The sequence below is a fragment of the Streptomyces antibioticus genome, assembly GCF_002019855.1.
GTDB classification, from domain to species: domain Bacteria; phylum Actinomycetota; class Actinomycetes; order Streptomycetales; family Streptomycetaceae; genus Streptomyces; species Streptomyces antibioticus_B.
Genome location: NZ_CM007717.1, coordinates 1,998,384 through 2,011,694 on the forward strand (window position 1 = coordinate 1,998,384; position 13,311 = coordinate 2,011,694).

Here is a 13,311-nt window from a genome sequence, read left to right on the forward strand (position 1 = left end):
GACTCCTCAGAACTGGAGGGACTTGGTCTGGAGGTACTCGGCGAGCCCGTGCGTGCCGAGTTCCCGGCCGACGCCCGACTGCTTGTAACCCCCGAAGGGGGCAAGGGGGTTGAAGCGGCCGCCGTTGATGTCGACCTGCCCGGTGTCCATCCGGCGGGCGAAGGCCACCGCCTCCGCCTCCTCCCCCGCCCAGACCGCGCCCGCCAGTCCGTAGACCGTGCCGTTGGCGATGCGCAGGGCGTCCTCCTCGTCCTCGTAGCGCAGGATCGACAGGACCGGGCCGAAGATCTCCTCCTGGGCGATCGTCATGTCCGGGGTGACGTCGGCGAAGACCGTCGGGGCGACGAACCAGCCGCGCTCACGCGGGGATTCGGGTCCGCCCGCGACCAGCCGGGCGCCCTCGGCGACGCCCTTCTCGATGTACCCGCGCACCCGGTCGCGCTGGGCGGCGCTGACCAGCGGGCCGATACGGTCCGCGTACTTGGCGGCGGCCGCCGCGGCCAGCGTCACGGCCTCGTCGTACCGGTCGCGGTGGACCAGCATCCGCGTCCAGGCGCTGCACGTCTGACCGGAGTTGGACATCACGTTGGCGACGCCGACGTTCACCGCGCGGGCGAGGTCGGCGCTCGGCAGGATGACGTTGGCGGACTTGCCGCCGAGTTCGAGGGCGACCTTCTTGATCGCGGCACCGGCGACGGCGGCGATGCGGCGGCCGACGGCGGTGGAGCCGGTGAAGGAGACCAGGTCCACGCCCGGGTGCTCGGCGAGGGCCTGCCCCGCGACCGGGCCGAGGCCGGTGACGAGGTTGAACACCCCGGCCGGGACGCCCGCTTCGTGCACGGCCTCGGCGAAGAGCTGGGCGGTGAGCGGCGTGTCCTCGGCGGGCTTGAGGACCACCGTGCAGCCCGCGGCCAGCGCGGGGGCGACCTTGGCGACGATCTGGTGCAGCGGGTAGTTCCACGGGGTGATCGCGGCGACCACGCCGACCGGTTCGTGCAGGACGGTCGAGTTGCCGACCTGCTCCTCGAAGGGGTGGCGCGCGGCGAGGTCGGCGTAGGAGGCGGCGACCGCGATCGGCACGGCCGCGTGGACGGCCTGGGAGAAGGCGAGCGGGGAGCCCAGTTCGGCGGTGACGGTCTCGGCGATCTCGTCCTTGCGGGCCGTCAGCACGTCCCGCAGGGCGGCCAGCCGGGCCGCGCGCTCGGTGGGCGGGGTGGCGGCCCAGGCGGGGAGCGCGGCGCGGGCGGCCCGTACGGCGGCGTCGACGTCCTCGGCGCCGCCCGCCGGGACCTGGGCGATCACCCGCTCGTCGGCCGGGTCGACGACCTCGATCACGTCCCGGCTCGCGGCCGGGCGCCAGGCCCCGTCGAGGTAGATGCCGTCGTGTGCCTTCATCACGTTCCTTCCGGGCGGTCCGCGTCGTCCGGCCCAAACTAGCGCCGTTAGTTTTCCGGCACCAGGGGTCACCGCAGTGCCGCCCGCCACGGTGGCCCGGCGGTGTCCGGCCGAGCGCGGCCCTACACCTCCCACTCCTCCAGGTCCGGGAGGCGGGCCGGGGCCGGGGAGACGCGGTCGCCGTGCTGGTCGAAGACGTACAGGTGGGCGGTGTCGACGAGGAGCGGGACCTGCATGCCGTACCGCAGGACGAAGTCGGGGGTGGTGCGGACGACGAGGTCACCGGGGATCCGGCCGTCGGGGGACGTGTCCTGGGGCTCGGGCATCGGCTGGGGCCCGTTCGACGCCTCCGCCACGGCCGGCCCGGCCCGGCGGCTCCCCGCGCGCTCCCGCAGCCGGTCGAGGAACCCGCCCTCGCGGTGCCGCCGGGTCGGGCGGGGCGCCGGGCGGGGTGCCTCCAGTTCGGGGACGACGGCGGGGACGGAGCCGGTGTTGAAGTGGACGAGCACCTCGTGGCCCTGGAACTCGACGTGCTCCACCAGGCCGGTGATGTGCGTCTCCTCGGGGCGGGCCTCGGCGGGCGTGGCGATCCGGACCGCCTCCGAGCGCAGCCCGACGATCACCTCCCGGCCCTGCTGCACCCGCAGCAGCCGGTGGTCCAGGGAGAGGGGTTCGGGAAGCCGCAGGGCCTGCTTGCCGAGGCTGATGGTCATGGCGCCGTCGAGCGGGGCACGGATCACACCGCGCAGGAGGTTGATGCGCGGGGTGCCGATGAAGGCGGCGACGAAGACGTTGCGGGGCAGGGCGTAGACCGCGCGCGGGGAATCGACCTGCTGGAGGACCCCGCCGCGCAGGACGGCGACCCGGTCGCCGAGCGACATCGCCTCGGCCTGGTCGTGGGTGACGTAGACGGTGGTGACGCCCAACGAGCGGGTGAGGCGGGAGATCTCGGCACGCAGCCGGTTGCGGAGCTTGGCGTCCAGGTTGGACAGCGGCTCGTCCATCAGGAAGGCGGAGGGGTGGCGGGCGATGGCCCGGCCCATGGCCACGCGCTGGCGTTCCCCGCCGGAGAGCTGGCCGGGGTAGCGGTCCAGGAGTTCCTCGATGCCGAGCATCCGGGCGGTGGCGTCCACGCGGGGGGCCGGGTCGCTGCCGGGGTCCTCGATACGCAGCGGGAAACCGATGTTGTCGCGGCCGGTCATGTTCGGGTAGAGGGCGAAGTTCTGGAACACCATCGCGATGTCCCGCTGGGACGGCGGCAGGTCGTTGGCGTAGGCGCCGTCGAGGAGCAACTCGCCCTCGGTGATGTGCTCCAGGCCGGCGATCATCCGCAGCACGGTGGACTTGCCGCAGCCGGAGGGGCCGAGCAGGACCAGGAACTCGCCGGGCGCGATGTCCAGCGACAGGCGGTCCACGGCCCGGACGCCCTTGGCGTGGACCTTGCTGACGTCGTGCAGGGAGATGGCGCGTGTCATGAGAAGTGTCCCCGGGGGCTCTCGGGCAGGTTCCTGAGCGCTGGAGCGCGGCGCACGAGGCTTCTGAGTCACGGAAGTTAACGGACCGTAGGCGGCGGAGGGAAGAGACTCGGCCACATCGGGGGCGACGGTCCGACAGATGAGAAGGCGCGCCGGGACATTCGGGACGGGGCGGGACGACTCGAAGGGGCGGCCCGCTTCACGGCGCCGACGCCGAACTCGCTTTCAGGCGAGCCTTGTTGTGCCCGGCCGGCGTCCCCGGTGAGCGCCGGGCGCGGGCGCGGCGGGGGCGGGGGCGGGGGCGGGGTCACCTGGCTCGGCCGGTTGCCGGTCAGGCGGAGCGCGGGGACCGTGGAGCGGGCGCCGACGGATGCCGCGGACGCCGTGCCGGTGGACGCCGCGCGCACCGCGCGGGAGCCCAACTCGCCCTTCGCTGAGCTGTGTTGTAGCCGACCGACACCCCCCGGCGAGCGCCACGGGGGCCGCGGCAGAGCCGGGCCGGGGCCCGTCAAACGGGGCCCCCGGTCGTCACGTTCTCCGCGCCGGAGCCGAACTCGCCTTCCTGCGCGCGCTGTTGTTCCCCACCTGCTCCCCCGGTGAGCGCAGTGCCACCCCCGACGACAGCAGGAGCAGCGCCCCCAGCATCACGAAGGGCGCGGCGGCGCCCGCGAGGCCGGCGGTCAGGCCCGCCGCGGCGGGGGCGGCCACCTGGCCGAGGCGGTTGCCGGTCAGACGGAGGGCGAGGGCCGTGGAGCGGGCGCCGTCGGGCGCCGCCTGGACGACCGTCGTCATGGAGAGCGGCTGGCCGACCCCGAGGCAGAATCCGAGGACCGCGAGGATCACGGCGAGCCAGGGCACCGGCACCGGCAGGGCGATCCCGGCGCACAGCAGGGCCGCGAGAAGGCAGGTGGCGGTGAGCAGCGGGGTGCGGCCGCACAGCCGCAGCAGGGGCGTCAGGACGAGCCGGCAGGCGATCGTGGCCGCCGCGCGGACGCTCAGCAGGACGCCGACGACGGACGGCGCGATGCCCCGCTGGTCGCCGACCACGGGGAGGTAGGCGGTGAGGATGTCGGTGGCGGACAGCACGGCGAGGCTGACCAGGATGCCCGCCGGGACGCCACGGGTGCGCAGGATGCGGGTGACCGGGACGCGCGCGCCGGATCCCGTACGGGGTGCGGGTGCCGTGTCCCGGTGCTCGATGCGCCACAGCGAGGTGAACGCCACCGCGCAGCCCGCGCCCGCGACGAGCAGGGCGAGGGCGCTGCCGCCGGCCCGGTCGGCGTCGTCGATCAGCCGGCCGGCCGCGATCGGGCCGATCAACTGGCCGAGGGAGGCGCCGATGGTGAAGTGGCCGAAGTTGCGGTCCTGTTCGTGCGGCGCCGACTGGCGGGCCACCAGCGACTGGGAGCCGATGACGAAGCAGAGATGGCCGAGCCCCATCACCCCGCTCCACAGGGCCATCGTCCACAGGGAGCCGGCCAGGCCGCTGAGGGCGCAGCCGCCGGATATCAGCAGCACCCCCACCGGCAGCAGGGGCGCGCAGCGACCGTTATCGGTGCGGCGGCCCAGCGGGACCGCGGCGAAGAGCGGCAGCAGGGCGTACACCCCGGCGATGACACCGATCGCGCGCTCGTCCGCGCCCAGCGCGAGGGCCCGGTAGGAGACGGCGGGCCGGGCCATCGACACCGCCCCCTGCGCGAAGCCGAAGGCGATGACGAGGCGCAGCAGCCAGCCGCGGTTCCTCCCGGGCCCCATGGGCACAGTCCTTCCCGAGCCGCTACGACGGCAATGCAACGGCGATACGACGGCGGTCAGATGATCCCGAACAGCATGCCCGCCCCCAGGATCACCAGGCAGGTGAGGGCGGCCCACTTGACGACGAACCGGGTGTGGTCGCCGAACTCGACCTTGGCCATGCCGACGAGGACGTAGACGGCCGGGACCAGCGGGCTCGACATGTGCAGCGGCTGGCCCACCAGCGAGGCGCGGGCGATCTCCAGGGAGGACACCCCATGGGCCTGGCCCGCCTCGGCGAGGACCGGCAGGACACCGAAGTAGAATCCGTCGTTGGACATGAAGTAGGTGAGCGGGAGGCTCAACAGGCCGGTGACGAAGGCCATGTGGGGTCCCATGCCGTCGGGGATGTTGTCGACCAGCCAGCGGGCCATGTGGTCGACCATGCCGGTGCCCTGGAGGACGCCGGTGAAGACGGCGGCGGCGAAGACCATGCCGGAGACGTTGAGGACGTTCTCGGCGTGGGCGCCGATGCGGGCCTTCTGGTCGGGCATGTGGGGGAAGTTGACGGTCAGGGCCAGGGCCGCGCCGAGCAGGAACAGCACCGGGATCGGCAGCAGCTCCATGATCATGGCGGTGAGCAGGGCGACCGTGAGGAGCGCGTTGAACCAGTACAACTTGGGCCGCAGGGTGGGCCGTTCGGGGTCCAGGCCGCCCTGGAAGTCGTCGTCCGTGTCGTCGCCGGGGGCGGTCGCCGCGCCCGAACCGCCGCCCGCGGAGCCGGACTTGTCCGCGCCGCCGCCGACCAGCACGGTCTCCGTCTCCCGCTCCTCGACCAGCGCCTCGTCCAGCGTCAGCACCCCGAGCCGCTTGCGCTCGCGGCGGCCGAGGACGTAGGCGAGGACGACGACGAAGGCCAGGCCCGCTGCCAGGGCCGGGATCATGGGTACGAAGACGTCGCCGGCGTCCAGCTTCAGCGCGGTGGCCGCGCGGGCCGTCGGGCCGCCCCAGGGCAGGGTGTTCATCACGCCGTTGGCCATCGCGGCCACGCCGGTCATCACGACCAGGCTCATCTTCAGGCGCTTGTAGAGCGGGTACATCGCCGACACGGTGATCATGAAGGTGGTGGAGCCGTCGCCGTCGAGCGAGACGATCGCGGCGAGGAACGCGGTGCCCACGACGATCCGGAGCGGGTCGGCCTTGCAGAACCGCAGGATGGCCCGGACGATCGGGTCGAAGAGGCCGACGTCGATCATCACACCGAAGTAGACGATCGCGAACATGAGCATCGCCGCGGTGGGCGCGAGACTCGTGACGCCGTCGATGACGTAGTCACCGAGCCGGGCGCCCTTCCCGACGACGACGCAGAACAGTGCCGGGATCAGCACGAGTGCCGCGATCGGCGACATCTTCTTCAGCATGATCAGGACCAGGAAGGTCGCGATCATGGCGAAGCCGAGGACGGTCAGCATGAGTGGACACCTAACGTTTGACGTTCGCCCTTGAACATCCGCCGGACATCCGGCCGGTGGTCGGCGGTGCGATGACGTTAGGTGCGCCCGAACACGCTCAGCAACCCGTCTGCACGCGAGCAATAAGCGCAAAAGTCCAGGTCACAGCTTTGCTCAGGTCACGGGCGTGAGCGAGACCGGTACGCCGTTGAGGACCGCGTTGCCCGACAGGGGGTCGAGCAGGCTGCCGTCGAGGAGCTGGTTGACGTTGACGCCGGGGTCGGTGGCGGCGTGGCCGAGGCGGGTGCCGGGGCGGTCGTGGCCCCAGCCGTGCGGCAGGCTCACCACGCCGCGCCGGACGCCGTCGGTGATCTCGGCGGGGGCGGTCACCTCTCCCCCGGCGCCCTTGACCCGTACCGCGCCGCCGTCGCGCAGCCCGAGCCGTTCGGCGTCCTCGGGGTGGATGTGCAGGGTGCAGCGGTTGGTGCCGCCGGTGAGGGCCGGGACGTTGTGCAGCCAGCTGTTGTTGGAGCGCAGATGGCGCCGCCCGACGAGGACCAGTCCGGCGGGCCGTTCGCGCAGTGCCTGCCGCAGCCGGGGCAGATCGTCGGCGATCGGCGCGGGCAGCAGCTCGATGCGTCCGCTGCGGGTCTTCAGGGGCTGCGGCAGCCGTGGGCGCAGGGGTCCGAGGTCGATGCCGTGCGGGTGGTCGAGCAGCCGGTCGAGGGTGAGCCCGTCCGGGCGGGCGCCGAAGCCGTCGCCGTAGGGGCCGAGGCGCAGCATCAGGTCCAGGCGGCGTTCGGGGCCGTTGTCGCCGGTGAGGAGGGCGGCCAGTTCCTCGGGGTCGCGGCCGTGGACGGGTGAGTGGGTCTCGGTGACGGCCTTGCCGAGGGTCTGGGCGATGACGAGGTCGTCGACGGCGGCGGGGTCGGCGCCGTGCATGCCGGTGACGGCCAGGACGAGCCGGGCGAGGATCTCGGTCTCGGCGGTCCTGCCGTCCTCCAGCGGGACGGCGGGGCGGTTGTAGCGGACCTGGTTGCGGACGGCGAGGGTGTTGAAGGCGAAGTCGTGGTGCGGGCTCTGCGAGGGCGGGGGCGGCGGCAGGACGACGTCGGCGTGGCGCGCGGTCTCGTTGAGGTACGGGTCGACGCTGACCATGAAGTCCAGGGAGCCGAGGGCCTTGTCGAGCCGGTCGCCGTCGGGCGCGGAGAGCACGGGGTTGGCGGCGACGACCAGGAGGGCGCGGATCGGTTCGCCGTCCTCGGTGGCGGTGTCGATCTCCTCGGCGAGCGCGGAGAGCGGCAGTTCGCCCTTGGCCTCGGGGTGGCGGCCGACCCGGGAGTGCCAGCGGCCGAGCCGGAAGCCGCGGCCGGGTCCCGCCGGGCGCGGGGTGCGGTCGGTGGCGGCCTGCGGGAAGAGGGCGCCGCCGGGGCGGTCGAGGTTGCCGGTGAGGATGTTGAGGACGTCGACGAGCCAGCTTCCGAGGGTGCCGTGCGGGACGGTGCAGCTTCCGATGCGGCCGTAGACGGCGGCGGTGGGGGCGGCGGCGAGTTCACGGGCGAGCGCGCGGATGGTGGCGGCCTCGACGTCGCAGGCGGGGGCTACCGCCTCGGGGGTGAAGTCGGCCATGGCGGCGCGGAGTTCGTCCAGGCCCTCGACGTGGTCGGCGAGCGCGCCGAGGTCGGTCAGGTCCTCCTCGAAGAGGGTGTGGGCCATCGCGGCGAGGAGCAGCGCGTCGGTGCCGGGGCGGATGTCGACGTGCCGGTCGGCGAGCCGGGCGGTGCGGGTGCGGCGCGGGTCGATGACGGTGAGGGTGCCGCCGCGCGCCTTGAGGGCCCTGAGCCGGCCGGGGAAGTCGGGGGCGGTGCACAGACTGCCGTTGGACTCCAGGGGGTTGGCGCCGATCAGGAGCAGATGGTGGGTGCGGTCGAGGTCCGGCACCGGGATGGCGTTGGCGTCGCCGAAGAGCAGTCCGCTGGAGACGTGCTTGGGCATCTGGTCGACCGTGGAGGCGGTGAACAGGCTGCGGGTGCCGATCCCGGCGACCAGGAGGGGCGGGTAGAGGGCGCCGGCCACGGTGTGCACGTTGGGGTTGCCGAGGACGATCCCCACGGCGTGCGGGCCGTACCGCTCGATCAGGGGCCGGATGCCGGCGGCGACGGCGTCGAACGCCTCCGCCCAGGTGGCCTCGCGCAGCTCGCCGTCGCGGCGGACGAGCGGGGTGCGCAGCCGGTCGGGGTCGCCGTCGACGGCGGCGAAGGAGGCGCCCTTGGGGCAGATGAACCCCTTGCTGAACACGTCCTCCCGGTCGCCGCGGGCGCCGGTGACCGCAGTCCCCTCGATGGTGAGCGTCAGCCCGCAGGTGGCCTCGCACAGGGGGCAGATTCGCAGGGCGGTGCGGGGCACGGGTCCTCCCGGTGACGGCGGCGTCGCCTTACCCGGCCGAGCATACCGACCGGTATGCATCCTGGGGAGGGTCACGGCGACGCGACCTGCGGCACGGGGCGACGGTCAGTCCAGCACCCGCGCCAGATACGCCCGCAGCAGCTCCCGCGTCTCGTCGATCACCTTGGGGTCGCCCTGCGGATCCACCCGGAAGGCGAGCTGGACGAGGGTGTCGGCGGTCTCCACGGCGATCAGGAAGATCCGGCTCATGTCCTCGTCGGGGGTGCGGCCGAGGTAGCCGGAGAGCAGCTCGGTGAGACGGTCGGCGACCCGGTGGTTGGGTTCGGCCTGGCGGACGCCGACCGGGATCTGGTTGCCGAAGTCGACGAGGGAGAAGCCGGGCGCGGTGCGCTTCATGGCCAGGTACTCGTCCAGGACGGCGTCCATGGCGGCCCGCCAGTCACCGGGCCGGGCGCCCGCCAGCCGTGCGGTGACCCGTTCCGCGTACCGCTCCAGGTTGCGCTGCGCGAGCGCGTCCGCCATCTGCCGTTTGTTGCCGAAGAAGCGGTAGACGGAGCCGATGGGCACGCCCGCGCGCTGGGCGACGGCGCGGGTGCTCAGGTCGTCGTAGCCGACCTCGTCGAGGAGGTCGGCGCAGGCGTCCAGGATCCTGGTGAGCCGTTCGGCACTGCGCCGCTGGACGGGCGCACGACGGAGCGATGTCGCTGGGGGCACGGGCTTCATGATGCCTTTCCGCCGGGGCCGGGTGAACCTCGCCCCTCAGTACGGAGAAGGATGCCCGATGCACTCATGGCCGGGCGGGCACGGCCGTTCACAGCCGCTCAGGGTTCCGAGGGCGAGGACCAGGCGGCCCTGCCGGTCGACTCCGAGGCGGTGATGTCGGCGGTGCTCTCCACGGCCTTGCCGTCGACGGCCCACACCGTGCCGTCGTCCGCGTACAGCCGGACGGTGACCTGGTGGGTGCCGTGCGGGAGGTAGCCGGCCGGGATGCGGTACGACGGGGTCCGCAGATCGGCGACGGCCCGCTCATCGACGTAGAGCCGGGCAAGGCCGCGGCCGGTGACCGCGCGGGCCTTCACACCGTCGGGCGAGAAGCGGAAATTGGCCAGCTTGAGGCGGACGTCCCAGCCGCCGTCGGCGTCGGGCTGCACCTCCAGGCCGACCGCGGGCGCCCCCTCGGCGTCGACCTCGCGGTAGTGGCGTCCGTCGAGGTCCGTGTCGGCGAGGACCTTGCCCACGGGGGAGGGAGACAGCAGGTCACCCTTGTCCTGGGCACCGTCGGAACCGCAGCCCGCGGATCCGGTCAGCAGCAGGACCGAGACGGCGAGCGCGGCGACGGCTCCACGCGACCACGACATGCCGGTGACATTAGAGCAACGGTCCGACGGACGGATCCCCCTGGGGTCTGGTTCCGGTCGCCGATGATCGTCCTTACGAAGGACGACCGGCGCACCTCTTGCGCCGACGAAACCGCAATCCTACGGTGATGCATAGGAATTGGCCGCAAGGAAGCGAGTGACGATGAACCGCGGGGACGCACGGAAGACCGCCGAGGGGCTGACCCATCTGACCGGCTTCGGCAACGAGCACAGTTCCGAGGCCGTGCCGGGCGCCCTGCCGGAGGGCCGCAACTCTCCCCAGCGCGCGCCCCTGGGTCTCTACGCGGAGCAGCTCAGCGGATCGGCGTTCACCGAGCCGCGCGCCCACAACCGCCGCTCGTGGCTGTACCGGATCCGCCCGTCGGCCGCCCACCCGGCGTTCACCCGCACCGGCAACGGCGCGCTGCGCACCGCGCCCTTCACGGAGACCGTGCCGGACCCGAACCGGCTGCGCTGGGACCCCCTGCCGGACCCCGCGGCGGGCACCGACTTCCTGGCCGGCCTGTGGACCCTCGGCGGCAACGGCGACGCCGCCCAGCGCACCGGCATGGCCGTGCACCTCTACCACGCCGACACCTCGATGGAGCGGGTGTTCAGCAACGCGGACGGCGAGCTGCTGATCGTCCCCGAGCGGGGCGGGCTGCTGCTGCGCACCGAGTTCGGCCTGCTGCGTGCCGAGCCGGGCCATGTGGCGCTGATCCCGCGCGGGGTGCGCTTCCGGGTCGAGCTGCTCGACACTGCGTCGGACGGCGGGCAGAGCCCGACAGCCCGCGGCTACGTCTGCGAGAACTACGGCGCCCCCTTCCAGCTCCCCGACCTCGGCCCGATCGGCGCCAACGGCCTCGCCAACCCCCGTGACTTCCTGGCGCCGGTCGCCGCGTACGAGGACACCGAGGGGCCGGTGGAGGTCGTCAACAAGTTCTGCGGCAACCTCTGGACGGCCCGCTACGACCACTCCCCCCTCGACGTGGTCGCCTGGCACGGCAACCATGTCCCGTACGTCTACGACCTGCGCCGTTTCAACGTCATCGGCACGATCTCGTACGACCACCCGGACCCGTCGATCTTCACGGTGCTGACCTCGCCCTCGGACACCCCGGGCCTCGCCGGTGTCGACTTCGTGGTGTTCGCGCCGCGCTGGCTGGTGGGCGAGGACACCTTCCGGCCGCCGTACTTCCACCGGAACGTGATGAGCGAGTACATGGGCCTGATCGAGGGCGCCTACGACGCGAAGACGGCCGGGAAGGGCGGCTTCGTGCCGGGCGGCGGCTCGCTGCACAACATGATGTCGGCGCACGGCCCGGACCGGGAGACCTTCGACCGGGCCAGCGCGGCGGAACTGCGCCCGCAGCGCGTGGACGACGGTCTCGCGTTCATGTTCGAGACGCGCTGGCCGCTCACCCTCACCCCGCACGCGGCCGGCGCCGACCATCTCCAGCACGGGTACGACGACGTGTGGAACGGCCTGGAACGGCACTTCCGCCCCTTGCACTGAAAGATGCCCGAAGGGTACGGATGGCCCGTGACCTCCTTCGCCCCGGACTCGATCGTCCTCAACCGCAAGCTGCCGCTCTGGTACCAGGTGTCGCAGTCGCTGCGCGCCTCGATACTGGGCCGCTCGCCCCGGGACCCGCTGCGACTGCCCACCGAGGAGCAGCTCGCCGGGCACTACGGGGTGAGCGTGCTGACCATGCGGCAGGCGCTGAAGGAGCTGGAGGACGAGGGGCTGATCACCCGGCACCGCAGGCGCGGCACGTTCATCGAGCCGGACGTGCGGCGCGGTGCGCCGGTGCGGCTGCTGGGCTCGGTCGACGCGATCGTGGCCCAGCAGTCCGGGATGACGACCGAACTGCTGGAGCACGGCACGGCGGCGGTGCCCGCCGAACTCGCCGAGCACTTCCCGGATCTGACCGAGGTGGCGGCCTACCACCGGCTGCGCGGCGACGACACGACGGGCGAGCCGACCAACCACGCCCGCAACTACGTCCGTCCCGAACTGGCCGCGCAGATCGACCCGGACGATCTGGTGCGCTGGCCGATGACCAAGGTGCTGCGGGACGTCGTGGGCGCCGACATCAGCCGGATCACGGACACGGTCGAGGCCCGGCTGGCCGATCCGGAGACGGCCCGGCTGCTGCGGGTGCCGCTGCTGAGCCCGATCCTGCACTACACGGGCGTCACCTACGACACGGCCGGGCGGGTGCTGGACGCGGCCGTCATCCACTACCGGGGCGACCGCTTCTCCTTCACGGTCACGCTCGACGCCACCTGAGCAGGACGTACCATGCCGACCGTGACGCACGCCGACGCCCCACCGCTGGCGGACCTCATGCCGTGGTCCGTCGCCGCGCCGCGCCTCGGCCGGGCCTGGCCGCTGGCCCCCGACCCGGCCGCGCTCAGGGACCGCTGGGCCGCGCTGGTGGCGGCGGAGGGCCCGGACCGCGAGGCGCTGTTCGAGCCGACGCGCTCGCGCACCGCGCACTCAGCGGTGGCGCAGCTCCCCGGGCAGGCCGGCGGCACCGAGCGGCTGGTCCGCGCGGCGGGGCCCTGCCCCGAGCCGGTACGGGTGCTGGCCGCTCCCTTCGACGAGCAGTGGCTCCTCCCCGACCACCGGCTGATCGACGCGGCCCGCCCCGAGCTGTGGCGGGTGGCCGACGCGCACCAGGTGTTCCTGGTGGAGTCGGCGGACGCGCCGCCGCTGGCGACCCGGCTGCTGCCGGTCCCGCGCGGCGGCCGGGTCCGCCCGCTGTACCGGCGTCCGGGCGGCGCGGAACCCAATCTGGCGCCGGGTCTGCTGGAGCGGCTCGGCCACTCCCTCGACCCGCTGGACTTCCTGGCCTGGACGCTCGTCACGGTCGGCCCCGACCTCACGGTGCCGCTCCCCCGCGACCCCTCGCTCTGGGCGCGCGGTGTCGAACTCGGCCACCGGGCCCTGTGGTTGCTGCGCCGCGACGGCGAGCGCCCCAAGCTCCCGGGCGGGCGCCGCCCCTACGTCCGCGCCCCGCTGCCGGCCCGCCCGCTGACCCTGCGCTACGACCGTGAGGAGGAGACCCTGCACCTCGACGAGGGCCGCATCTCCCCGGTCCCGCCGGAGGCCTGGGACATGGAGGCACCGGCCGGAACCCGGGTCCTGGAGCGGTGGTTCGCGGCCCGTACGGCACCGGCCGCCGAGCCCGGCACCCTCGCGGCGATCCTCCCCACCGCCTGGCGGCAGACCTGGACCTCCGAACTCCTGGAACTGATCACGGTGTTGGCGCTGCTCGCCGAAGTCCGGGAGCAGCAGAAGGAGTTGACCGTCAACGACGGGCTCACCACGGCGGACCTGCGGACATCGGGCGTCCTCCCACCGCCGGACACCTCCCGCCGCCCGGCAACGGTCCTGGACCACCAGGAGGAGGGCCCGGAGGGCCAGTTCGCCCTGCTGTAGGCGGGTGCCGTCGGCGGTGCGCCGCCCGGGCCGTACGGGGTGCG

10 protein-coding genes are annotated in these 13,311 nt (G+C 73.3%); 3 read left to right on the forward strand and 7 right to left on the reverse strand.

Going from position 1 to position 13,311, the window contains the following annotated elements; genetic code table 11:
• Positions 1 to 6: 6 nt before the first annotated feature.
• From AFM16_RS08895 to AFM16_RS08925, 7 genes are all read right to left on the reverse strand, one after another.
• Positions 7 to 1,395 carry an aldehyde dehydrogenase family protein gene (locus tag AFM16_RS08895; protein WP_078632977.1) on the reverse strand — a complete coding sequence of 463 codons (1,389 nt, stop codon included), beginning with the start codon at positions 1,393 to 1,395 and terminating at the stop codon, positions 7 to 9.
• Positions 1,396 to 1,517: 122 nt separating this feature from the next.
• A complete protein-coding gene (locus AFM16_RS08900; RefSeq protein ID WP_078632978.1) occupies positions 1,518 to 2,870 on the reverse strand; it encodes an ABC transporter ATP-binding protein in 1,353 nt (450 codons plus the stop codon).
• Between the two features lie 528 nt (positions 2,871 to 3,398).
• Complete coding sequence (locus tag AFM16_RS08905) at positions 3,399 to 4,625, reverse strand: MFS transporter (protein ID WP_078632979.1); 1,227 nt, start codon at positions 4,623 to 4,625, stop codon at positions 3,399 to 3,401.
• 56 nt (positions 4,626 to 4,681) lie between these two features.
• The gene (locus AFM16_RS08910) at positions 4,682 to 6,076 is read right to left on the reverse strand and encodes a CitMHS family transporter (protein ID WP_078632980.1); all 1,395 of its coding nucleotides are present in this window, start codon (positions 6,074 to 6,076) and stop codon (positions 4,682 to 4,684) included.
• A 153-nt stretch (positions 6,077 to 6,229) separates the two neighbouring features.
• Positions 6,230 to 8,461: a molybdopterin oxidoreductase family protein gene (locus AFM16_RS08915; RefSeq protein WP_078632981.1), complete on the reverse strand. Its 2,232-nt coding sequence runs from the start codon at positions 8,459 to 8,461 to the stop codon at positions 6,230 to 6,232.
• A gap of 105 nt (positions 8,462 to 8,566) precedes the next feature.
• On the reverse strand, positions 8,567 to 9,184 hold the full coding sequence (locus tag AFM16_RS08920) for a TetR/AcrR family transcriptional regulator (RefSeq protein WP_078632982.1): 618 nt from the start codon (positions 9,182 to 9,184) through the stop codon (positions 8,567 to 8,569).
• Between the two features lie 98 nt (positions 9,185 to 9,282).
• Positions 9,283 to 9,819: a hypothetical protein gene (locus AFM16_RS08925; RefSeq protein ID WP_078632983.1), complete on the reverse strand. Its 537-nt coding sequence runs from the start codon at positions 9,817 to 9,819 to the stop codon at positions 9,283 to 9,285.
• Between the two features lie 163 nt (positions 9,820 to 9,982).
• On the opposite strand from AFM16_RS08925, the gene hmgA reads away from it, so the two are divergent.
• Genes hmgA through AFM16_RS08940 form a run of 3 tightly spaced genes read left to right on the forward strand, consistent with a single transcriptional unit; the run spans position 9,983 to position 13,267 of the window.
• Entirely contained in the window at positions 9,983 to 11,335 is a 1,353-nt protein-coding gene (gene hmgA, locus AFM16_RS08930) for a homogentisate 1,2-dioxygenase (protein ID WP_078636882.1), read from the forward strand.
• Between the two features lie 27 nt (positions 11,336 to 11,362).
• Positions 11,363 to 12,112, forward strand: a complete 750-nt coding sequence (locus AFM16_RS08935) for a GntR family transcriptional regulator (RefSeq protein ID WP_078632984.1) — start codon at positions 11,363 to 11,365, stop codon at positions 12,110 to 12,112.
• A gap of 12 nt (positions 12,113 to 12,124) precedes the next feature.
• On the forward strand, positions 12,125 to 13,267 hold the full coding sequence (locus AFM16_RS08940; protein ID WP_107419049.1) for a type ISP restriction/modification enzyme: 1,143 nt from the start codon (positions 12,125 to 12,127) through the stop codon (positions 13,265 to 13,267).
• Positions 13,268 to 13,311 lie beyond the last annotated feature (44 nt).